The 23,214-nt window shown below is 48.1% G+C and carries 13 protein-coding genes, 3 rRNA genes, 2 pseudogenes and 1 riboswitch; of the genes and pseudogenes, 11 read left to right on the top strand and 7 right to left on the bottom strand.

Going from position 1 to position 23,214, the window contains the following annotated elements; genetic code table 11:
• Positions 1-40 precede the first annotated feature (40 nt).
• Positions 41-505: a thioredoxin-dependent thiol peroxidase gene (gene bcp, locus MHH25_RS03720; protein WP_340019193.1), complete on the top strand. Its 465-nt coding sequence runs from the start codon at positions 41-43 to the stop codon at positions 503-505.
• A 91-nt stretch (positions 506-596) separates the two neighbouring features.
• On the opposite strand, the gene MHH25_RS03725 is transcribed toward bcp, so the two are convergent.
• The 6 genes from MHH25_RS03725 to MHH25_RS03750 all read right to left on the bottom strand — a co-directional run bounded on the left by MHH25_RS03725 (position 597) and on the right by MHH25_RS03750 (position 6,728).
• The gene (locus MHH25_RS03725) at positions 597-1,724 is read right to left on the bottom strand and encodes an endospore germination permease (protein WP_340019194.1); all 1,128 of its coding nucleotides are present in this window, start codon (positions 1,722-1,724) and stop codon (positions 597-599) included.
• A gap of 99 nt (positions 1,725-1,823) precedes the next feature.
• Positions 1,824-2,948: an endospore germination permease gene (locus MHH25_RS03730; protein WP_340019195.1), complete on the bottom strand. Its 1,125-nt coding sequence runs from the start codon at positions 2,946-2,948 to the stop codon at positions 1,824-1,826.
• Positions 2,949-2,966: 18 nt separating this feature from the next.
• Positions 2,967-3,203 carry a hypothetical protein gene (locus MHH25_RS03735; protein ID WP_340019196.1) on the bottom strand — a complete coding sequence of 79 codons (237 nt, stop codon included), beginning with the start codon at positions 3,201-3,203 and terminating at the stop codon, positions 2,967-2,969.
• Positions 3,204-3,209: 6 nt separating this feature from the next.
• Positions 3,210-4,412, bottom strand: a complete 1,203-nt coding sequence (locus MHH25_RS03740; RefSeq protein ID WP_051447347.1) for a Ger(x)C family spore germination protein — start codon at positions 4,410-4,412, stop codon at positions 3,210-3,212.
• 20 nt (positions 4,413-4,432) lie between these two features.
• The gene (locus MHH25_RS03745) at positions 4,433-5,947 is read right to left on the bottom strand and encodes a spore germination protein (protein ID WP_340019197.1); all 1,515 of its coding nucleotides are present in this window, start codon (positions 5,945-5,947) and stop codon (positions 4,433-4,435) included.
• Positions 5,948-6,080: 133 nt separating this feature from the next.
• Complete coding sequence (locus MHH25_RS03750) at positions 6,081-6,728, bottom strand: DedA family protein (RefSeq protein ID WP_127550916.1); 648 nt, start codon at positions 6,726-6,728, stop codon at positions 6,081-6,083.
• 240 nt (positions 6,729-6,968) lie between these two features.
• On the opposite strand from MHH25_RS03750, the gene MHH25_RS03755 reads away from it, so the two are divergent.
• The 4 genes from MHH25_RS03755 (at position 6,969) to MHH25_RS03770 (ending at position 12,821) form a co-directional block, all read left to right on the top strand.
• Positions 6,969-8,270 (top strand): polysaccharide deacetylase, encoded by a 1,302-nt coding sequence (locus tag MHH25_RS03755; protein WP_340019198.1) that lies wholly within the window; start codon positions 6,969-6,971, stop codon positions 8,268-8,270.
• A gap of 102 nt (positions 8,271-8,372) precedes the next feature.
• Positions 8,373-9,362, top strand: coding sequence for a MoxR family ATPase (locus tag MHH25_RS03760; protein ID WP_076254857.1), 990 nt, complete (start codon positions 8,373-8,375; stop codon positions 9,360-9,362).
• On the top strand, positions 9,359-10,624 hold the full coding sequence (locus tag MHH25_RS03765; RefSeq protein ID WP_340019199.1) for a DUF58 domain-containing protein: 1,266 nt from the start codon (positions 9,359-9,361) through the stop codon (positions 10,622-10,624). The genes MHH25_RS03760 and MHH25_RS03765 overlap by 4 nt, the downstream gene beginning before the upstream one ends.
• Entirely contained in the window at positions 10,611-12,821 is a 2,211-nt protein-coding gene (locus MHH25_RS03770) for a transglutaminase-like domain-containing protein (protein WP_340019200.1), read from the top strand. The genes MHH25_RS03765 and MHH25_RS03770 overlap by 14 nt, the downstream gene beginning before the upstream one ends.
• A gap of 163 nt (positions 12,822-12,984) precedes the next feature.
• Here MHH25_RS03770 and MHH25_RS03775 read toward each other — a convergent pair whose 3' ends face one another.
• Positions 12,985-13,179: a hypothetical protein gene (locus MHH25_RS03775; protein WP_340019201.1), complete on the bottom strand. Its 195-nt coding sequence runs from the start codon at positions 13,177-13,179 to the stop codon at positions 12,985-12,987.
• Between the two features lie 174 nt (positions 13,180-13,353).
• Here MHH25_RS03775 and guaA point away from each other — a divergent pair.
• The 6 genes and pseudogenes from guaA to rrf all read left to right on the top strand — a co-directional run bounded on the left by guaA (position 13,354) and on the right by rrf (position 23,182).
• Positions 13,354-14,893 (top strand): annotated as a pseudogene (gene guaA, locus MHH25_RS03780) (glutamine-hydrolyzing GMP synthase).
• Positions 14,894-15,136: 243 nt separating this feature from the next.
• Positions 15,137-15,388, top strand: coding sequence for a hypothetical protein (locus MHH25_RS03785; protein WP_133387496.1), 252 nt, complete (start codon positions 15,137-15,139; stop codon positions 15,386-15,388).
• A gap of 401 nt (positions 15,389-15,789) precedes the next feature.
• Positions 15,790-15,889, top strand: a riboswitch (purine riboswitch).
• A gap of 170 nt (positions 15,890-16,059) precedes the next feature.
• A pseudogene (locus MHH25_RS03790) lies at positions 16,060-17,435 on the top strand (NCS2 family permease).
• A 761-nt stretch (positions 17,436-18,196) separates the two neighbouring features.
• A 16S ribosomal RNA gene (locus MHH25_RS03795) occupies positions 18,197-19,749 on the top strand.
• A 311-nt stretch (positions 19,750-20,060) separates the two neighbouring features.
• Positions 20,061-22,986: ribosomal RNA gene (locus tag MHH25_RS03800) — 23S ribosomal RNA — on the top strand.
• A gap of 79 nt (positions 22,987-23,065) precedes the next feature.
• Positions 23,066-23,182 (top strand): 5S ribosomal RNA (gene rrf, locus MHH25_RS03805).
• The 16S, 23S and 5S rRNA genes sit together here, the layout of an rRNA operon.
• Positions 23,183-23,214 lie beyond the last annotated feature (32 nt).

Here is a 23,214-nt window from a genome sequence, read left to right on the forward strand (position 1 = left end):
CCCTATAGCATTTCATGGGGGAGATTAGGGAGGAACTGACATGACGTTAAATGTAGGCGAATTGGCACCGGATTTTGAGCTTCCGTCCAGTACGGGAGAATCAGTAAAGCTTTCGGATTACCGCGGACAGCGGGTACTGCTTTATTTTTACCCCAAGGATATGACCTCGTCCTGTACGCAACAAGCTTGTGATTTCCGGGATCGACATGCTGAATTTGAAGGGCTGAACACGGTCATTCTCGGAATCAGCACCGATCCGATGAAACAACATGACAAGTTTATCGCCAAATATGGACTGCCTTTCACCTTGTTGTCGGATGAAGAGCACGTTGTAGCCGAGCAATACGGTGTATGGCAGCTGAAGAAAATGTATGGCAAGGAGTACATGGGTATGGTTCGCTCCACTTTTCTGATTGATGAAGAGGGGATATTGATCAAGGACTGGTCCAAAGTTCGGGTCAAAGGACATATCGAGGCTGCGCTTGAGGCTTTGAAGACATTGTAATTAATGATTTAGACATGTGTGAATAAATACATCTTAACCGTTTCATCATTAAAGGCTGTGCTTCGCGGAATTTACCGTGAACACAGCCTTTTTAGGTGGGCAATCGTTTATGATTGGTTGAATTGTTCTTGCTCTTGCCCGAACGAAGCCGATGCACAAGCAGTAGGAATAGCGGAACAATAAAGCTTACCGTGATATCCCAATCCACCCAAGCGGGCATGATCGTATTGGTGTAGAAAATGACATTGGGAGAAATCAGTACAGCTAACGCGAATAATAACATCGCTGATGGCAGGATGAGAGGTTTATATGTCTTTAACCGAAATAGCTGAGCTGTTCCAACGACAAAGGAGAACATATACAGCAGACTCTTGAAATAGGTAGCAATTAACCAAGCGGTCGCCATGAACGCCTCAATTCGCTCAAAAAAGTTGCCGATATTAATTTTTTGGGACAGGGTATAGGAGATGTAGATGTCATGCTGTGTCAGAAAGGGGCCAAATATCATCAGTGAAATGACCAACAATGTGGTTAGCAACAGCCCTCCACATAAAGTAGCGAGTAACATGTCCCGTTTGATGTGAGGCCCGGACATCACATAAGGAAGAACCATGGTGATCACGATTAGTTCACCAAAGGAAGTGAAAGCCCCTCTAATGACAGACTGCATCAGATGAAGCCAAGGGGTGTCCAAGTAAGGCTGTAGATTTGAACTGTCTACTTTGGGCATCAGCCCCAGAAATAATAGAATCATAAATGCAACAACGATTGGAGTCAGCATTTCACTACTTGCTCCTATTGTATGCAAGCCATGCATAAGCCCCCAGACCAGAGCGCACATAAGGATAATTAGAATGACCCGGATGGGGGTCTGAAGGTAGATCTGTGTGGTCATAAAGTCACCGACTTCACGGATACATATGACAGCGCCTATGGCGAAATAAAATAGATATGCAGCTGCCAAAACAGACCCTGCCCACCGGCCAAGTATTTTTTGGCAGATTTCAATAAGGGAAAGATCAGGGTGCGTCTGATGAAGATTGTATAGCACCCACATGATGAGCATGCCGATCGGTTGACCGATAAGAGAACAGATCCATGCATCCTGTTTACCGGAAGCAGTAACCACGGAGGGGTAGAGTAGAATCATGTCCCCAATCATGACGAGAAAGGTAAGGACTGCAAATTGCCTAATGGTGATTTTCTCCTTAATTAACATAGACACCGTTCTCCTTCTCTATATTCAGCATGGATGACTTTCATGGATGGACTCCATTTTTCCATCTATACCAGGCTCCTTCCCCGAAAAAATTTGTACTCATTTTTGTGAGGAATTGTTTGGAGTAACCGATGATGTTCTGTAAGACTTAAGCAATTGTATCAGCAGGAGACAACCCGGCAGAATGATCCCCAGTGTAGTATCCCAATCTACCCAATATGGAACAATGGTGATCACGATAAAAGTAATGCTTGGTGAGATCAGATTGGCTAATCCGAACACAAGTATGGACGCAGGGAGTACCAGTATCTGATACTGCTTAAGCTTGAACAGTTCCGCACAACCAACAATAAAGGCGTATAAGTATATCATCGCTTTGAAGTACGTAGAGATCAGCCAGGAAGAAGCCATAATCGCTTCAATACGTTCAAAAAAGTTCCCAATACTGATTTTCTGGGACAAAATAAACGAAGCATATATGTTATGTTGCGTAAGAAAGGCACCCAAGACCAGCAACGATATGGTAACGAGTGTTGCCAATACCAAACTACCTAGGCCAGCTGCAATAATTACGTCCCGTGTTCGATGAGCCTGCTTGGCAACATAGGGCAGTATCATCATGATGGGAACGACTTCACCGATTGGATATATAATGCTTACCAGAATGCCTTGCGAGATAGAGACAACACCCGTATCACTTACTGGCTTCAAATTTCTGATATCAATCTGAGGAAGCAGGCAGACTGCAAGAACGACAATAAACACAATAACGACGGGCATCAGTAGTTCACTACTTCGCCCCATCGCCTCTAATCCATGAGACACTCCCCAGGCAATCACGATGACGAACATCAGAATGATGATGCGAAGGGGAGTGTACGGGAAGATTTGAGTGGTCATGAAATCGCCGACTTCTCTCGTATGTGTGGAAGCGCCAATAATGAAAAAGAACAGGTAGAGGCAGGAAAAGAAAGTACCTGGCCAGAACCCTAGAATGCTTCGTGCCATCTGCACCAGATTTTTTTCTGGGTGCATGCTACATAGCTTCAGGAACATGGCCATCAGTGCCATCCCCAGAGGAACGCCTATAAAAGCGCAAATCCAGGAGTCTTGTTTGGCATAGGACGTGATGACCGAGGGGTAGATCAGCATCATATCCCCGACCACCATCATAAAGATGAGCGTGGTCAATTGTCTTGTTCCAAGGCGCCCCTGTTCCAGCATAATGGTCCTCTCCTTTTTCTAGGTTCCCGTCAGATGTGCCAGGAATTGATTAACAGGTTCATAGATCCACATGATGATATAGAGCGGACTGGGGAAATCCCACAGGTTGGCTGCAATCACACTGAACCCTGTGGCTATGACGAGCATTCCGCTGTACACTGCTGTTTCCCTCCATTCCTTGCGACGGATGAGACTTGGAAGATCAACCAAGCCTACAAGGCCCCCTATGACAATGACAGTAATTGTAATTAACATCCGGTCTCACTCCTTCAAATCCTCCTTGAATGAATCATCCAGTGTACCTACACGTTTGATCTGTGCATTGGCTTCATATTTAACATCCAGATTCTCAAAATATTGATCCCAATCCTTCTCAATCTTTTTGAAAAATTTAGGATCGGCATGATAAACTTCCTGACCGAATCCAAAAATGTCAATATGGAACTTTCGCCGCACTGAATTCACGGATTTTTCCATCAGTTCTATCAATCGCTCCTCACTGTCCTTTTCCAACTCTTTGAGTGTTTTCATCGAACCAATTTTGATTCCACACTCTACTGCACCAATGGAAGATACATTTTTAATTTTGATGTGGATCACAGGTTGGTCATCAATGACCTTTGCTTTTCGTTGAGTCTTGGTGCGAAGGGTTTTAAAAGTCACATTTCCTCCTTTTCGGCAAGGCAGGTGACCTATGGTAGATACGACATTGTCGCGGATATAGTTGTACCCTTTGGATTCATCTTCCGTTAACCAGCCAATCAGTTTGTCTTTTTTGAATACACTCAATCCTGTTGAAACTAGACGAGCTTTGGACTTAATCGTCGCAATATTGTCTTTGCTTCCGCTTCTCTCTGAATTGCCAAAAATCTCTACACCAGTGATTACGGGTTGTATTCCGGAAGTAAGCATATATTCCATCAACTGATCACCGGTTACAGTCGTTGTAGGAGACCAGGTCTTGGCAGACACGTCCAGAGAATTAAATAACTTCTCTGCAGGTAAATTCTCTAATGGAGTAAGTGTGTCCAATACCTTGGAAGCTGTAGTATTTCGAGCAACCATGACGTAATAATCGGGCCGGACAGTAGGTTCTCGCATTAATGCTTCCATAACATCGTAGATGCCCTCTTTACGGGCATATTCTTCACTGAACACCAGTACACGGATATGTGCCATGAATATACGGCGTGGGCTTGTCTCGGTCAGCTTTTGAATTGCTTCAAACAGCGTGGGCGCGGACGCTTCGTACAGCGTGACAGGAGTGCCATTGCCTCCCCCTGACTTGGAGGAAACTTCATTTGGCACAACGACCTGAGCGCTCACTTTAATCAAATCGCCATCCTTGTCTACACCAAGACCCAGCATAATGCCAAGTTCATTCAGCTCCTGGCGATCCCAGCATCCGGTAAGGAGAGGGAGTAGGAATGCAATGCATACAATTAATCGGAAGCACTTGTTCATACGTTGTTCTCCTTACCGAATTAACGCTTCGTTTTTTTTGTGGTTTGTCTGGTTTTGTTCGGTGTACCCGTAGAGAGTGGCCGTGTTTTCATACGGGACCAGGGCACACGAAACAGCGTATCCTTCAGATCTTTCTGAATTAGAGGTGCAAAGGGGGACATATATGGTACGCCAAAAGAACGCAAGCTGCACAGGTGTGTAACCGTAATGAGCAGAACAATTAGAATACCGTAGAATCCAAAAGCTGCCGCGAGTATCATCAATACAAATCGCAAAATTCGGACAGAGATAGACAGTCCATTCTCTGGAATGACATAACTGGATATGGCCGTTATGGAAACGATAATAACCATTGCTGCGGAGACAACTCCTGCATCTACGGCGGCTTGGCCAATGACCAGTGTTCCGACAATGGAAACGGCCTGACCGACCGTTTTCGGAATACGTATACCTGCTTCTCGCAAAATTTCATAGGTCAGTTCCATCAGTATGGCTTCAATGAAGGCGGGGAAAGGAACGCCTTCACGCTGGGCTGCCAGACTGATGAGCAGGTTGGTCGGCAGCATTTCCTGGTGAAAGGTGGAAATGGCAATATAGAAGGATGGAGCTAGTAAAGCGATAAAAAAGGACAGATAACGAATCAAGCGAATCAATGTGCTGATATCGGCCCGTTGATAGTAATCCTCCGGCGATTGGAAGAAATGCACGAACAAGGCGGGAACCAGCAGCACAAAAGGCGTACCGTCCACGATGATGGCTACTCTACCCTCAAGCAAAGCAGCACAAACCGTATCTGGACGTTCACTATTGTAAACCGTGGGGAATAAAGTTCTGGTTTCGTCTTGTACAAGTTCCTCGATATATCCACTCTCAAGGATACTGTCGATATCGATCTCATCGAGTCTTCGACGCAGTTCTTTTACAATCTCCTGATCCACGATATGTTCCAGATAGAGCACAGCCACTCGGGTTTTGGTAATCTCACCTATTTCTCTTTCTTCGATCCAAAGATGAGGATTACGGATTCGTTTGCGGATCAATGATGTGTTGGTACGCAGGTTTTCGTTGAAGCCTTCCATAGGCCCCCTAACGACGGTTTGGGAGACAGGTTCTCCAACGGATCGATCTTCCCAGCCTGCTGCACCAATCTTCAATCCTCGTACAGATCCTTCAAGCAGTAAGATAGCTGATCCCGAAAGAAGTGCATTCATTACTTCATCCATATCATCAACCAGCAATACATCACTGGCGATCAAGATATCATTCTGGAGGTAGCTGAGATGTTCATCGTCTGCAGAGAATTCAGGGAGATCACGCTTTTGCAATAATGATTCCATAATGGAGTGATTCAGGATCTGCACATCCACTAATCCATCAATGTACAACATGACTGCAGGCCATTTATGTAAACACTGGAGAGGGCGCATCATCAAGTCGTTGCTGTTCCCCATCACTTGCTTGCAGTATTCCATATTTTCGCTTAGATCCGGAGAGATTTGCCTCTGATCTTGGCGTTCCAGCGACGATTCACTCATGCCTTCACCTCCCTATACACCCTATATTTTCAAGTTAGTATGACCTGGATGAATTCGGATTATCACAAAAAAAAGGAGCTGCGATTATTCGCAACTCCCTGCCTGCTTATTATAGATGGACTTTTGTCCGAATTTACTTTTGTCTTTGTCGAACAGGGGCTGGCTTGGATACGGTGGATCTTGCTGCCCATGCTTTGCGGTAACGATAGAACACGGCTGCGATGAGCAATAGGCCGATTCCTCCCACGATATATGCTGCATATTGATGAGCCAGATGGAATACGGCGTTCCACTGAGGGCCAAATATTTTGCCAATGCCCAGAAACAGTACAACCCAGAACAGTGCGCCTGAATAGGCGTAGAGAGCGAATTTGCGAAAGGGAACAGCGGCTATGCCCGCGAAATACCCGGTGAAATGCCTTACACCCGGAATGAAATAACCGATGAAGATTAAGGCATTACCATACTTGGCAAACCACTTTTGCGTTTTATCGAGCTTGTCCTGCTTCAGCAGAAACCATTTTCCGTATCGTGTTATAAAGGGCAGTCCTGCTTTGGCTCCAATAAAATAAGTGATGGTCATGCCAATCGTTGTTCCCAGAAAAGCCAGTATGGTGAGGATTCCGAAGTCCAGATGCCCCTTGTAGGAGAGAAACCCTGCGTAAGCCATCGTTGTTTCACCAGGAAAGGGAAGTGCGATGAATTCAAGCAACAAGCCAAAAAACAATACGCTGTATCCGTAGGACCCAAACAGATGTTGGATCTTCTCAAGCAATTCCAATAGATTTCACTCTCCTGAATACGGGGTGGGAGCATGAATACTCTCCAAGGTGTTTTAATGTGTTCTGCCTGTTCATTATGCTACCTAATCTGAAGCGAAGAATCAATCAGGCTACATAGCAAATTGTGAAAAAATATTAAACAAAATCACGTCTTTTTTCAATGTAGCCTCCATATAATTCTAACAAATCTGCTGAAGTCTATCAGCAAATTACTAGAGACGGTGGAGGTCGATTCATAAATGGTACAGAGACCGGAATTCAGAATCAAGGAAAATGGGGAAAACTCTGCAACAACCATACATATGTTTTTAGCTGGACAGTGGTCTGTCATTCTCATGCGTATTGCGATATTGTTATGTGCATTTGCTGTATATGCAGGCACGGCTTATGCATCTTCTGCTTCCGGCTCAGGTGATCCAATCCCGGAAGATAAGAATACTCAAGACAAGGTAGTTTATCTGAGTTTTGACGATGGACCGGGTAACCATACCCGTGAAGTATTGGATATTTTGCGTAAGGAGAAGGTTTTGGCTACATTTTTTGTGCTGGGTGAGCAGGCAGAACGTTATCCGGAGTTAATCAGGGGGCTTGTGGAGGATGGACATGCTTTGGGCAATCATACGTTCAATCATCAATATGAACAGCTGTACAGTGATTTCAAAGTGTTCTGGAAACAGATCAAGCAGACAGAGGAAGTGCTGGAGCGTATAACCGGTTTCCGTCCGAATCTGGTGCGAGCACCAGGCGGTACATATGGACACTTTGACCAGAGTTATTTTGATTTGCTCCAACTGGGTGGATACACCGTCATGGACTGGAACGTCGATAGTGGAGATTCCAAGCGTAAAGGTGTTCCGGCCAAAGAGATCCTCAGCAATTCGACCAAAGTACCTGCGGGAGCACGTTCGGTCGTTGTCCTGATGCATGACGGTGGTGCACATGCTGAAACGGTAAAAGCACTTCCGGGTATTATCAAATATTATCGTGATCATGGATATCGTTTTGACACCATAAAGAGTACGGATCAACCAGTTCAATTCCGTGTACATCCAGATGGTAAGTATAAGGCCCGCAAGGCGCCGGGAAAGGCATGGATCGCAGAGCATGTAGAAGCGAACGCGACGTTATGGCTTGCAAGCAAGAAGCTGAAGGTAGAGGTGGGATTGGCTGCGGCTACCTTGCAACCGGGCGAGTTCCGCATGGAGGGTCAGCGAATCATGGTGCCTTTGCGTACGTTTATGAAAAAATTCGGGGGCAGCACTCGCTGGGACTCTGAAACAAGGACGGCCATAGCAGTATGGAAGGAAAGAACGATTTATGCAGACAGTGTGAGCGGAACACTGACAACAACAGGGGCAATTGAAACGGACGCAGTACAGAGTCAGGGTGGAACCATCTGGGTTCCGTTACGTGAGTTACTGGAGCAGATGGGGTTGAGGGTGAATTCCTTAACCAGTAATGAAGCAGAGTGGACGGTGAAGGCGGGCACTTCCAGATCCATTTCGGCAATGAATAACATATTTAAGTATAAAATGATCTGAAGAAAGTCATTCTTGCAGGACTATTCTCTCTACTTCCGGGCAACACTGAATCATAGATTACTATGGTTCAGGAATGCTGATGAACGGAAGGAGATCAGAGAAATGTCTTATATCCGAATGGAACATGAACATGCTGTTGAATTGTTAAACCGGGTCATGAAGCGTGTTGAGAGTGTGATTATTGGCAAAAAAACAGAGATTCGTTATGTCCTCACTGCAATGCTCAGTGGGGGGCATGTACTTCTGGAAGATGTGCCGGGTACCGGGAAAACGATGCTGGTTCGTGCCGTTGCTTCTGCACTGGACTGCTCCATGGGCCGGATTCAATTCACGTCCGATGTCATGCCGGCAGATGTTACGGGCACTTCAATCTATCATCCACATACAGCTGAATTCAAGTTTCGGCCCGGACCCGTCATGTCCAACGTTGTCCTGGCTGATGAAATAAATCGCGCTTCACCACGCACTCAGTCTGCCCTGCTGGAGGCAATGGAGGAACGACGTATTACGGTTGATGGCACAACCTATGCCTTGCCACGCCCGTTCTTTCTGCTGGCGACACAGAACCCGTTACAGTTCGAAGGTACGTACCGTCTGCCTGAAGCGCAGCTGGATCGATTTATCATGAGAATTGGACTGGGGTATCCCGATCCGGAACAGGAATTGGAATTGTTAACCCGCATGCAAGGTAGAGAAGCGATTGATGAACTTCGCCCTGTCCTGCTTGCTGAAGAGGTCGTAGCCATGCAGCGTGAAGTCAAACAGGTACATGTTGATCCGGTCGTTAAACAGTATCTGGTGGCTGTTGCTGTAGCCTCTCGCAGCCTTCCGGCGGTCAGACTGGGCATCAGTCCGCGTGGAACACTGGCCTGGATGGCTGCGGCGCAGTCATTTGCCTATCTTCAAGGGCGCAGTTATGTCATTCCGGATGATGTGAAAGAGGTAGCTGTGCCTGTCCTTTCCCACCGTATTCAATTGAAGGCCCAGAACAGAGCGGAGGTTTGGGGGCAAGTACAGGTCATTGAAGAAGCATTGTCAACGGTCCCGGTACCTGTACAGATGGCATCACAGGGAAGGGGACGGAGGCAATGACTGCGCTGGGACAACGGATTGTGAGTGCTGTCTTGGTGGTGGCTTTTGCTTCCTTGTATCAGTGGCATGGGGGCAAAGCGGCGTTGTTTCTATCCGTTATAGCTTTCTTGATGTTCACAGGAGGTCTGCTTCTCCATTGGTTCAGACCACGGCGTATTCACATCCGTCGGAAAATACACACGAACCGGATTGAGGCAGGCGAGCAGGTACGGGTTCTAGTCGAACTGGAATTCAATTGCCGTATTCCACTGTTATGGATCGTTCTGTGTGAGAACACACCTGCTGGTGTTCATCGCAAATTGATTTTCCCGGGAACACGGCGACAATTTTCCTATCAATATGAATGTTCCGGGTTACGCAGAGGAGTCTACAGATGGGATACGGGCAGATTGTACTGGGGTGATATGTTTGGCTGGAATACTCTCTCCGCAGAGACCTCGGGAGGTACCCCCTTGATTGTTGTTCCTCAAGCAACAGCTTGGGGGAAGGGTGATTCGGTAGAATTCGCAGCGATGATCGAAGGGACTCTGTCGGAGCGACGAAATAGCCAGGGAAACCGTAGTCCTGAGTTCCGTGAATATCAGCAGGGTGACCCACTGGGACGAGTTCATTGGAAAAGTACAGCCAAAACGGGAAAACTTCAGACCTTTCTGCCTGATACCACGGATCTGGCTTCGCTCGGCATCCTTGTGTATGAAGGCGCGTCGGGTTATGACGTAAAACAACGAGAGAACATGGATGCACATGCCTTTGAACGAGTGGTTCGTGCAGCTGCCCGCTGGATTCATACCGCTGAACGGGATGACATTCCTTATCATCTGTGGATGGAAGGCGGCGATAAGAACTATGATGCACAAGATCAATGGCAACATGGGCCGTTCCATGCAGATGATGAGAATCATGGACTGGACAAGTTAGCGGGGGCACAAATATCCAAAGCACAATCAGGCTCTGTTTCGCTTCGAACGGAGATGCTGGATGGACTAACGAGCGGGTCGCGAATTGTGGTTCTCACAGGTAAGATGGATCAGGTTCTGGCCGAATGGATCATAACTGCAATCGGGTCGGGTTATCGTGTAGAGGTGCAATTGACTGAAGCAAACCAGGACCAATTAGGATCAACGGATAGATTGATGAATGGATTGGGATATGACAGCTTAAGCTTGGAGCGGCTTCGTCACAGCGGGGTGCCGATCCATGCGGTTACAGACGTTGCGTTATCTTCATTGGGAAAGGTGGGGGTAACGGATGTGGGAGCGTAATGTTAACCAGCAACCAAATTCCACTGTGGTCGACTTAGAGTCAACGGACCGTACGAGAATAGAATCGGCCCATTCCGTATATAAAGCTGTGAACCAGAATTCTGTAACGGATATAAAGGATGAGGGATATGTGAGCGTACCTGTCCTGTACAAAATTGTTATTTCGGCCATTTTACTTATACTGTCTCTGGAGTGGATATATCCGGTTACATCATCAGATCAGCAGGGCAGTGAACGGTTCTTGTCCGTAATGGCGGGATTAACGGGAGCATTGTTGCTCGCGGGGTTAATTCGTACAGGATGGATCACCGGAGTACTGATCCGATTATTCATTGCACTCACTGCGCTATGTCTGATGTACGGAGGAAGTGATCCTGTCCGTTGGGCCGTTGCATACCCGGGGATACTTTCAGCGGATATGGACACGTTTATAAATAACTGGCGATTCCACTCGATTAGTACAGAAACGAGAGGGTTGTTCATGATGTGCGGCTGGAGCATGCTCATGGCTTCTGTGCAATCCCTCGTATTGTTACGTCGAAGCGTGATGCTGTTTGGCAGTGCAACGCTGCTCTATTTGCTTTTGCTTGAATCCTTTGCGGGGCTGGATGTGTATGCTTCCGTAATACGGTCTGTCCTATGGACTTTTCTTATTCAGGCTCTGCTTCAGCTACTACGTCTCAATGGAGGAGTCACGACTCCGAGTTATCGCGGCAGCCCCTATGGCCGTTGGAGTGCAGTAACTATCGTTGCTTCTGCAGGTATGGTGCTTCTCTCCGCGTTACCTGGCCAGTTTGCTTCCATTCCTCAACCGGAACGCATATCTCTGGAGCAGATGGGTGAACGCCTAGCTCGCTGGGCAGGTTATACACAGCATAGTAGTATCCCTGCTGCAACGGCAGTCACGGGATATAGCACAGCTGACGCGCCTATGGGAGCACCGTTAGTGCAGGGCAACTCCATCTTTTTTATAGCGAAGAGTCCAAAAGTGACGTATTGGCGAGGGGAGACCCGTTCATATTATAACGGTAGTACTTGGAGTGATCCGGGTCAAAGCTTCGAAACGGCAAGTCCATCCGGAATGCTGCGTGCTGATGGTTGGGAGAATCCAACCTATTGGAGTCGCATTCGCCAAACTGTCATGATGCAGCGAGAGTGGAAAGGACCAAATCCTCTCTTTACCGGGGGCATACCGGTTAACGTATCGTTCCAGGATAAGAACAAGGATAATCAGGAAAACATGTTTTCTTTGCTGTCTAATCGCGATTCGGCAACATTGTGGCTCGCGAGCTCCGGAAACGATAAGATAGTTAAACATTATTCGGCAGACGTCATGGTTCCTGTCGCAACACCTGAACAGTTACGTCTTCTTGAGAAAACGAATAAAGGGAAAGATCCGGCAGCCATTCGGAGGGATTATCTGCAATTGCCTGCATCACTCCCTGGTCGAGTGAAGACGCTTGCCAAGGAAATCATTCAAGGCAGTGAGACCCGGTATGACGCTGTGCAGGCCGTCAAGACTTATCTGGCTGCTCATGCCGAGTATACGTTGGATACCCGTATGCCACCGCGTGGAACAGATTTTGTGGACGATTTTCTATTCGTCACCCGGCAGGGGTATTGCAATCATTTCTCCACAGCTATGATTGTGTTGCTGCGTGCAGAGGGCATCCCCGCACGCTGGGTTAAAGGCTTTGGGCCTGGAATTGCTGACCCGAATGTGCCCAGTCAATATGTGATTTCACAGGGAGATGCACATTCCTGGGTAGAGGTATATTTTCCGGGTGCAGGCTGGATGCCGTTTGAGGCTACGCCGGGCTTCACCATGGCGCAAGGCGCGGGCAAAGATGCCACAGCACTCGCCGGGGCGCAGCCTGTTGCGGAGAATCCGCCGTATATGAGCGGCGGATTGGGTTACGCGGGCGCATGGCTGCTCGCCCGTGCACGGGCCATTGCCGCGGAGCCATGGCTCGCGGCAGCCCTTGTGGCAGCGGCCCTGTTGGGCGCCGCTGCTCTGGTCCGCATGCGGCGGCTACGCCCCGCGCTGCGGTTAGGGCTGCTGCTGGCGTGGCCACGCAGCAGCTTTCCAGACCGCGAGCGGTTGCTGCGCGCCGCCGCTCCGGTCTGGGCCGCGCTCGCGCGCCGGTACGGCCCGCGGCCGCCGGGTATGACGCTGCGTGAATATGCAGCGTCATAAGCTTTGGCCGCAGGCGCGGACGGCGCGGACATCGCGCGGTTTGCAGCCGACTGGGAACGGCTGCTGTACGGGCCAGACCGTCCGCTGCGCGCGGACAGTCTGAACTTCCTGCGCCGGGCACTTCGTTTGGCCCGGCGGTTGCAGGCGTTGTAACACAAGGATGTTACAACGTTACACCAAAGATTCGAAGCAGCTGCCATACAGTCGCTATCGCTTTCCAATAGAGCTTGGCCACATGTGGGCAGGTGAAGATCTCCATTGCTGGCGCATTGTTATCTAAATGCAGCGTTTGGTTCATCGTTGCATGCCATACATAAGACGCCTTTCGCGCTGCGCTGCGAATGAGGCGTCTTTCCACGATCATACACTTGAACCAGCATCTTGCTACCAAGCTTTTCTATTCGAAATTTCATATTTAGAGGCATTTGGTAATCCTGTTTTGATATGTCGAAAAAAGGAGTTTCGCCTTTCCTTGACGGTATGTTTTGTCGTTGCGTATAATTAGTTTCATTGAATTGAGGGAGGCACGGTTATGAATAAACAGAATGAAATTGTAGTTGTCCTTGACTTCGGGGGTCAATACAATCAGTTAATCGCCAGAAGAATCCGGGATCTTGGCGTATACAGCGAGCTTTTGCCGTATAACACAATTTACGGAAAAGATCGCAGAAATAGCACCAAAAGGAATCGTATTTTCGGGTGGTCCGTCCAGCGTATACGCTGAGAATGCTCCACACGTGGACCCAGGTGTCTATGACCTGGGCTTGCCAATCTTTGGTATCTGCTACGGAATGCAGCTTATGGCCCAGCAGCTCGAAGGTAAAGTAGAACGTTCCGAGAAGCGAGAGTACGGTAAAGCAGACCTTGAGTTTGCCGCTGGATCTACATTGGCAAAAGGCATTGAAGGCGAACATACGGTATGGATGAGTCACGGTGACCACGTGGTTACACTTCCTCCAGGTTTCAAACTGGATGCAGGCACGGAAAGTGCGCCAATCGCTGCCATGAGTGACGATGAGCGTAAATTGTATGCTGTTCAGTTCCATCCGGAAGTACGTCACTCTGTTCGCGGTAACGACATGATTCGTAACTTCCTGTTCGAAGTTTGTGGTTGCGAAGGCAACTGGACGATGGAGACATTCATCGATGACACGATCAAAGACATTCGTGAAAAAGTTGGCGACAGTAAAGTACTGTGTGCGCTTAGCGGCGGTGTAGATTCTTCCGTTGTAGCTGCATTGCTTCACAAAGCCATTGGTGATCAACTGACATGTATGTTTATCGACCACGGTCTGTTGCGTAAAGGCGAAGCAGAAAGTGTAATGGAGACGTTTGTCGGCAAATTCGACATGAAAGTTGTCAAAATTGATGCTCAGGAGCGCTTTATGTCCAAGCTGGCTGGCGTGGATGATCCAGAACAAAAACGTAAAATCATCGGTAACGAGTTTATTTACGTATTTGATGAAGAGTCCAAGCAGTTCGATGATTTTGCATTCCTGGCGCAAGGTACACTGTATACGGACATCGTAGAAAGTGGTACAGCGACTGCACAGACCATCAAATCCCACCACAACGTGGGCGGTCTGCCTGAGGACATGAACTTCAAACTGATCGAGCCACTGAGCACGTTGTTCAAGGATGAAGTACGTAAAGTCGGTACCGAGTGTGGCTTGCCGGACGAAATTGTACACCGTCAGCCGTTCCCTGGTCCGGGTCTTGCGATCCGTGTTCTTGGTGAGGTTACCGAAGAGAAACTTACCATCGTTCGTGATTCAGACTACATCCTGCGTGAAGAGATTGCCAAAGCCGGTCTCGACCGCGAAATCTGGCAGTACTTCACAGCCCTGCCGAACATGAAGAGTGTCGGCGTTATGGGTGATGCGCGTACGTATTCCTACACTGTAGGTATCCGTGCTGTAACGTCCATCGACGGTATGACAGCTGACTGGGCACGTATCCCTTGGGATGTGCTGGAGAAAATCTCCGTACGGATCGTTAACGAAGTTGATAACGTAAACCGTATCGTCTATGACGTAACTTCCAAACCACCTGCAACAATCGAGTGGGAATAGGATATAGACTCTTAACGATAGATTTAAAAAATGCTCTTTTATCTGCGGTATTTCGCAAATAAAAGGGCGTTTTTTTTATTAAGAAGAATATTGTGATCAAATTTTTGTAGGGCTACTTATTACAAGTAATAAACTCTCAAAATTAATCCCATTTTAAAGTTGACTTCATGATCCTTTCAGGTCGGGCCTGTACAATAAGTACATACTAAGAGCTATATGGCTACTGAAAGGAGAATTGAATGTATGCGTAAAACCGACTATATGAGCAAATGGAAGATGGGCATTGGAAGTGCGTTTCTGATGGTGATGCTGGCAGGATGCGGTTCAGGTATGCAAGACCTGGCTTCCGGTTCGGGGGACTTTCCATTTGTGAACTTAGAGGCAGCGGATGCTTCTTCCGATCAGACCAGAAACCAGGAGTTATCCTCTGACACAACAACGAACACAAATCAGGAACAACAAGATATACAGGATACTCCGCAGACAGAGATTTAATTAACATAGGACTGATCCGGTAAAAAATAGCTCCGGAACATGTCGCAAATTGCTCCATATACCTAATGAGTATAAGTCTTCGGAATACGAGATATCGTTATTCCTAGATCATCATTCACCTGATTGCTAAAACGCATCAGAAATATAAGCTAGCCTGATTAGAGCGCTTCTGCTCTTTGATCAGGCTAGCTTTTTATGTTATCCTGCGGAACTTTCAGTCTGAAAGAATGGACATATCCCATTGAGATTACACCGAAAAAAGCGTATTCAATTGGGTTGTAAACCGCTGAACTGGTTCAATCTGTTAAATAATACGAACGATATTCTAAAAGCGTGATATTAATATTCGTTTTTCTCATTGACAAAAACATACTGCCCTCCTAAAATAGTGATGGGAAACAAACAAATAGCGCATACTTATTCGTATAATCCTGGGGATTGGCCCGGGAGTCTCTACGAGATCACCCTAATGATCTGGCTACGAAGAGGAGAAGGCTAAGCACATGAATTCTACATGATTGCGGGGACATCACGCACATTAGAATTTTTTTTGTTCTTAGTAAAGGCATCATGCCACTCCTTGTCAGCTGAACCCTGGGTGAAGAATATTCATCAGGGTCATTTGTCGTTTTTCAATATGGCTTCAACATCTCTAGGGGGAGTTAGTAATTATGGATCGTTTCTTTAAATTAAAAGAAAACGGAACAAACGTTAGAACGGAGATTGTTGCGGGTCTCACTACGTTTATGACAATGGCTTACATTCTTTTTGTAAATACGTTGTTCTTGGGACAAGTAGGTGCGGGGATGTCGGATAATGCAGTATTCTTTGCGACAGCCGTCGGCGCCGGATTAATGACTATTATTATGGGATTGTTCGTGAATATTCCGATCGCACTTGCACCAGGTATGGGGCTGAATGCGTACTTCATGACTGTCGTTCTAAGTTCGAATGGAGCGATTACTTGGCAAGCAGCTCTCGGAGCGGTATTCCTTTCCGGTATCGTGTTCATTATTTTGACTGTGACGAAGATTCGTCAAATGCTGCTTGTTGCAGTTCCGCAGTCAATCAAAATGGCCATTACGGTTGGTATCGGTCTCTTTATTACCATTATTGGTTTCAAACTTGCTAATCTCGTGGCTGTAACAGTTAATGTTGCACCAGACGCAGATCTGAGTCAGCCGATTCCGGGTAGCAGTTTTAACTTGTCATTGGGCAACTTTGTAACACATCACGATGCGTTGCTGGCCCTGATTGGTTTGCTCCTTATTGCTATTCTGATGGTTATGCGCGTCAAAGGCGCTCTGCTGATCGGGATCGTAGCAACAACGCTGATTGGTATTCCGATGGGAGTTACGAATCTGAGTGGTCTTTCAGGCGCAAGCTGGTTGCCTAACTTCAGTGATCTGGCGGTTGGACAGCTTGATTTGAAAGGTGCCATCAGTCTCGGATTGTTCGAGATCATCTTCATCTTTACCTTCGTTGAATTGTTCGACACGTTTGGTACGATGGTAGGTACTGCAACGCGTATGGGGATTATGAAGGATAAGAAAAAGGCGAGAAAACGATCGGTAAAGCGATGCTCGTCGATGCAGTTGGTGTCAGCGCAGGTGCTGCACTAGGTACAAGTACCATTACGGCATACGTTGAAAGTGCTTCAGGTGTTGAGGCAGGTGGACGTACAGGACTGACTTCGGTAACGACAGGTTTATTGTTCATTTTGGCCCTGTTTATCGCACCGCTTGCGCTGGTTGTTCCATCCGCTGCGACGGCTCCGGCATTGATCATCGTGGGTGTACTTATGATGAGTCAAGTGCGCAGCATTGAGTGGGATGATTTCCTGCAAGCTTTCCCTGCGTTCCTTACCATTGTATTGATGCCTTTCACAGGTGGAATCGCAAACGGGATCTCCGCAGGTATCGTATCTTATGTAATTCTGGCGGTGTTCAGTAACTTGGTTACAGAGCGTAAAGTGAAAATTCACTGGCTTATGTGGATCTTGGCGCTCATCGTAGTCTGCCGATACGTATTTATTGGCGGGGAGTAAGCGTGCATTAGGTTTAATGAAGAATACGGAGATAAGTTTGATACCTTATATATGAAAGAAGCGGAAGCCACGGGATTTAAACCCGGAGCTTTCGCTTTTTTTGCATTCTTTTCTTGAGCAAAAATGAATTACAAAAATGTTTTCCTTCTATATAGAAGGAATGAGTATAATGTTCTAAGATCTGTTGGTTGTTTATCCAATGAAATCAGCGGTTAATAAGTTCTATAACGTGATGAGTATGTACTGTATACAACATAATTTCTCTATAATTGGATTAGGAATTATATGAAAAACCTTTTTTATTACTCCGATCATTAAAGTTAGTGCGCAGATGTATCATTTAGCTGGTTATAAGGAGATACTTGTTAAAAGGTCTACAGGGTACTCATTGTATAAGAATTTAATGTTTATCGAAAAAAGACTTGCGTTCCATAACTGTACATGGTATATTCTATTTCCGGCCAAAAAAAACACGAGATACACGGTGCGGCAAGCGAATGAAATAAGCTTCGAAAGAAACTTAAAAAAAGAGCTTGCAAAGTTGGTTCGGACATGATATTATATAAGGGTTGCTGAAGAGAACAACATTCGGTAACGAAAACAAGTTTGATCTTTGAAAACTGAACAACGAGTGAGTAAACATTCTGCTTGCAGAATGAACGCGAAAGTTTGAAACAAGCCTTGGCTTGGATCGACTAGAGCACAAATGAGATTTTTAATCTCGTCAGATTCAAAATGAGCTTATCGCTCTTTTCAATACTTTATTGGAGAGTTTGATCCTGGCTCAGGACGAACGCTGGCGGCATGCCTAATACATGCAAGTCGAGCGGAGTTGATAGGAAGCTTGCTTCCTTGATACTTAGCGGCGGACGGGTGAGTAACACGTAGGCAACCTGCCCTCAAGTTTGGGACAACTACCGGAAACGGTAGCTAATACCGAATAATTGTTTTCTTCGCCTGAAGAGAACTGGAAAGACGGAGCAATCTGTCGCTTGGGGATGGGCCTGCGGCGCATTAGCTAGTTGGTGAGGTAACGGCTCACCAAGGCGACGATGCGTAGCCGACCTGAGAGGGTGATCGGCCACACTGGGACTGAGACACGGCCCAGACTCCTACGGGAGGCAGCAGTAGGGAATCTTCCGCAATGGGCGAAAGCCTGACGGAGCAATGCCGCGTGAGTGATGAAGGTTTTCGGATCGTAAAGCTCTGTTGCCAGGGAAGAACGCTTGGGAGAGTAACTGCTCTCAAGGTGACGGTACCTGAGAAGAAAGCCCCGGCTAACTACGTGCCAGCAGCCGCGGTAATACGTAGGGGGCAAGCGTTGTCCGGAATTATTGGGCGTAAAGCGCGCGCAGGCGGTCATTTAAGTCTGGTGTTTAATCCCGGGGCTCAACCCCGGATCGCACTGGAAACTGGGTGACTTGAGTGCAGAAGAGGAGAGTGGAATTCCACGTGTAGCGGTGAAATGCGTAGATATGTGGAGGAACACCAGTGGCGAAGGCGACTCTCTGGGCTGTAACTGACGCTGAGGCGCGAAAGCGTGGGGAGCAAACAGGATTAGATACCCTGGTAGTCCACGCCGTAAACGATGAGTGCTAGGTGTTAGGGGTTTCGATACCCTTGGTGCCGAAGTTAACACATTAAGCACTCCGCCTGGGGAGTACGGTCGCAAGACTGAAACTCAAAGGAATTGACGGGGACCCGCACAAGCAGTGGAGTATGTGGTTTAATTCGAAGCAACGCGAAGAACCTTACCAGGTCTTGACATCTGAATGATATGCAGAGATGTACCTTTTCTTCGGAACATTCAAGACAGGTGGTGCATGGTTGTCGTCAGCTCGTGTCGTGAGATGTTGGGTTAAGTCCCGCAACGAGCGCAACCCTTATATTTAGTTGCCAGCACTTCGGGTGGGCACTCTAGATAGACTGCCGGTGACAAACCGGAGGAAGGTGGGGATGACGTCAAATCATCATGCCCCTTATGACCTGGGCTACACACGTACTACAATGGCTAGGCACAACGGGCTGCGAAATCGCGAGATGGAGCCAATCCCAACAAAGCTTGGCCTCAGTTCGGATTGCAGGCTGCAACTCGCCTGCATGAAGTCGGAATTGCTAGTAATCGCGGATCAGCATGCCGCGGTGAATACGTTCCCGGGTCTTGTACACACCGCCCGTCACACCACGAGAGTTTATAACACCCGAAGTCGGTGGGGTAACCGCAAGGAGCCAGCCGCCGAAGGTGGGATAGATGATTGGGGTGAAGTCGTAACAAGGTAGCCGTATCGGAAGGTGCGGCTGGATCACCTCCTTTCTATGGAGAATCGTTTCCTGCAACGGAAACATTCAAAACTGCAGCTTAGCTGCAAAACACTCACTCGTTGTTCGGTTTTGAGAGCTCAAACTCTCAAACAGCTTGCTTTTGCATGGAGCTTGTTCTTTGAAAACTAGATATCGAAACGAAACAAACGCGAATTAGAACATTCCTTTTTAGCTGAACTTGTGTTAAACAAGTTTTAATAAAAACGGTAGTTAAATTGCTTTTGCGATGGTATTGAATGGGAGCGACTTTTGGCTTTGCGTAAGCAAACCAAGGGAAGCGAGCAGTCAAAATCCGAGCAATATGGTTAAGCTACTAAGAGCACACGGAGGATGCCTAGGCGCTAGGAGCCGATGAAGGACGTGGCGAACAACGAAACTGCCTCGGGGAGCTGTAAGCAAGCTTTGATCCGGGGGTGTCCGAATGGGGAAACCCAGCTGGGGTAATTTCCAGTTACTCACAACTGAATACATAGGTTGTGTAGAGGCATACCAGGGGAACTGAAACATCTAAGTACCCTGAGGAAGAGAAAACAATAGTGATTCCGTCAGTAGCGGCGAGCGAACGCGGAGAAGCCCAAACCAGAGAGCTTGCTCTTTGGGGTTGTGGGACGTCTCACATGGAGTTACAAAGGAACCTATTAAGCGAAGAGGTCTGGAAAGGCCCGCCAAAGAAGGTAAAAGCCCTGTAGTTGAAAGTCTGTTCCCTCCGAGACGGATCCCGAGTAGTGCGGGGCACGTGAAACCCCGTATGAATCCGGCAGGACCATCTGCCAAGGCTAAATACTTCCTAGCGACCGATAGTGAAGCAGTACCGTGAGGGAAAGGTGAAAAGCACCCCGGAAGGGGAGTGAAATAGAACCTGAAACCGTGTGCTTACAAAAAGTCAGAGCCCGTTTTAGGGGTGATGGCGTGCCTTTTGTAGAATGAACCTATGAGTTACGTTCCCGTGCAAGGTTAAGGTGAAGAGCCGGAGCCGCAGCGAAAGCGAGTCTGAATAGGGCGAGTTAGTACGTGGACGTAGACCCGAAACCGGGTGATCTACCCCTGTCCAGGGTGAAGGTGCGGTAACACGCACTGGAGGCCCGAACCCACGCATGTTGAAAAATGCGGGGATGAGGTGGGGGTAGCGGAGAAATTCCAATCGAACTCGGAGATAGCTGGTTCTCCCCGAAATAGCTTTAGGGCTAGCCTCGGAAAACAGAGTCGTGGAGGTAGAGCACTGATTGGGTGCGGGGCCCGCAAGGGTTACCAAGCTCAGTCAAACTCCGAATGCCATAGACTTACTTCCGGGAGTCAGACAGTGAGTGCTAAGATCCATTGTCAAAAGGGAAACAGCCCAGACCATCAGCTAAGGTCCCCAAGTGTGTGTTAAGTGGGAAAGGATGTGGAGTTGCACAGACAACCAGGATGTTGGCTTAGAAGCAGCCATCATTGAAAGAGTGCGTAATAGCTCACTGGTCGAGTGACTCTGCGCCGAAAATGTAACGGGGCTAAACACACCACCGAAGCTATGGCTTGATGCTTTGCATCAGGGGTAGGGGAGCGTTGTATAAGGGTTGAAGGTGTACCGTAAGGAGCGCTGGACATTATACAAGTGAGAATCTTAGAGATGAGTAACGAAAAGATCAGTGAGAATCTGATCCGCCGAAAGCCTAAGGGTTCCTGAGGAAGGCTCGTCCGCTCAGGGTAAGTCGGGACCTAAGGCGAGGCCGAAAGGCGTAGTCGAAGGACAACAGGTCGAAATTCCTGTACCACCGTAAGCCGTTATGAGCAATGGGGGGACGCAGTAGGGTAGTGACGCGGACTGATGGATGTCCGTCTAAGCAGTAAGGCTGATGTGTAGGCAAATCCGCACATTGTAAGGCTGAGCTGTGATGGGGAGCGAAAATTATAGTAGCGAAGGTCATGATCTCACACTGCCAAGAAAAGCCTCTAGCCAGGTGATGGTGCCCGTACCGCAAACCGACACAGGTAGGCGAGAAGAGTATTCTAAGGCGCGCGGAAGAACTCTCGTTAAGGAACTCGGCAAAATGACCCCGTAACTTCGGGAGAAGGGGTGCCCCGGTAGTGTGAATAGCACGAGGGGGCCGCAGTGAAAAGGCCCAAGCGACTGTTTAGCAAAAACACAGGTCTGTGCGAAGCCGTAAGGCGAAGTATACGGGCTGACGCCTGCCCGGTGCTGGAAGGTTAAGGGGAGTGGTTAGGAGCAATCCGAAGCTGTGAACCGAAGCCCCAGTAAACGGCGGCCGTAACTATAACGGTCCTAAGGTAGCGAAATTCCTTGTCAGGTAAATTCTGACCCGCACGAATGGCGTAACGACTTGGGCGCTGTCTCAACGAGAGATCCGGTGAAATTTTAATACCTGTGAAGATGCAGGTTACCCGCGACAAGACGGAAAGACCCCATGGAGCTTTACTGCAGCTTGATATTGAATTTGGGTACGATCTGTACAGGATAGGTGGGAGCCTTTGAAGTGTGAGCGCCAGCTTGCGTGGAGGCAACGTTGGGATACCACCCTGATCGTATCTAGGTTCTAACCTGGTACCGTAATCCGGTGCGGGGACAGTGTCAGGTGGGCAGTTTGACTGGGGCGGTCGCCTCCTAAAGAGTAACGGAGGCGCCCAAAGGTTCCCTCAGAATGGTTGGAAATCATTCGAAGAGTGCAAAGGCATAAGGGAGCTTGACTGCGAGACCTACAAGTCGAGCAGGGACGAAAGTCGGGCTTAGTGATCCGGTGGTACCGCATGGAAGGGCCATCGCTCAACGGATAAAAGCTACCCTGGGGATAACAGGCTTATCTCCCCCAAGAGTCCACATCGACGGGGAGGTTTGGCACCTCGATGTCGGCTCATCGCATCCTGGGGCTGAAGTAGGTCCCAAGGGTTGGGCTGTTCGCCCATTAAAGCGGTACGCGAGCTGGGTTCAGAACGTCGTGAGACAGTTCGGTCCCTATCTGTCGTGGGCGTAGGAAATTTGAGAGGAGCTGTCCTTAGTACGAGAGGACCGGGATGGACGTACCGCTGGTGTACCAGTTGTTCCGCCAGGAGCACCGCTGGGTAGCTATGTACGGACGGGATAAACGCTGAAAGCATCTAAGCGTGAAGCCCCCTCAAGATGAGATTTCCCAGTATGTAAGACCCCTTGAAGACGACGAGGTAGATAGGCTGGGGGTGGAAGTGCAGCAATGCATGGAGCTGACCAGTACTAATCGGTCGAGGGCTTATCCAATTAGCAAGTTGTAATTCGCATGTTTCGTTTCGAATCTAGTTTTCAGAGAACGATCTCTGAATGTAAGCTATGCTATGCGTTTGGTGGCGATGGCGGAGGGGTTCCACACGTACCCATCCCGAACACGACCGTTAAGCCCTCTAGCGCCGATGGTACTTGGACCGCAGGGTCCTGGGAGAGTAGGACGCCGCCAAGCAATAGGAAGACACACTTGATTATATCGAGTGT

It is taken from the genome of Paenibacillus sp. FSL H3-0457, assembly GCF_037981725.1.
GTDB lineage: Bacteria > Bacillota > Bacilli > Paenibacillales > Paenibacillaceae > Paenibacillus > Paenibacillus amylolyticus.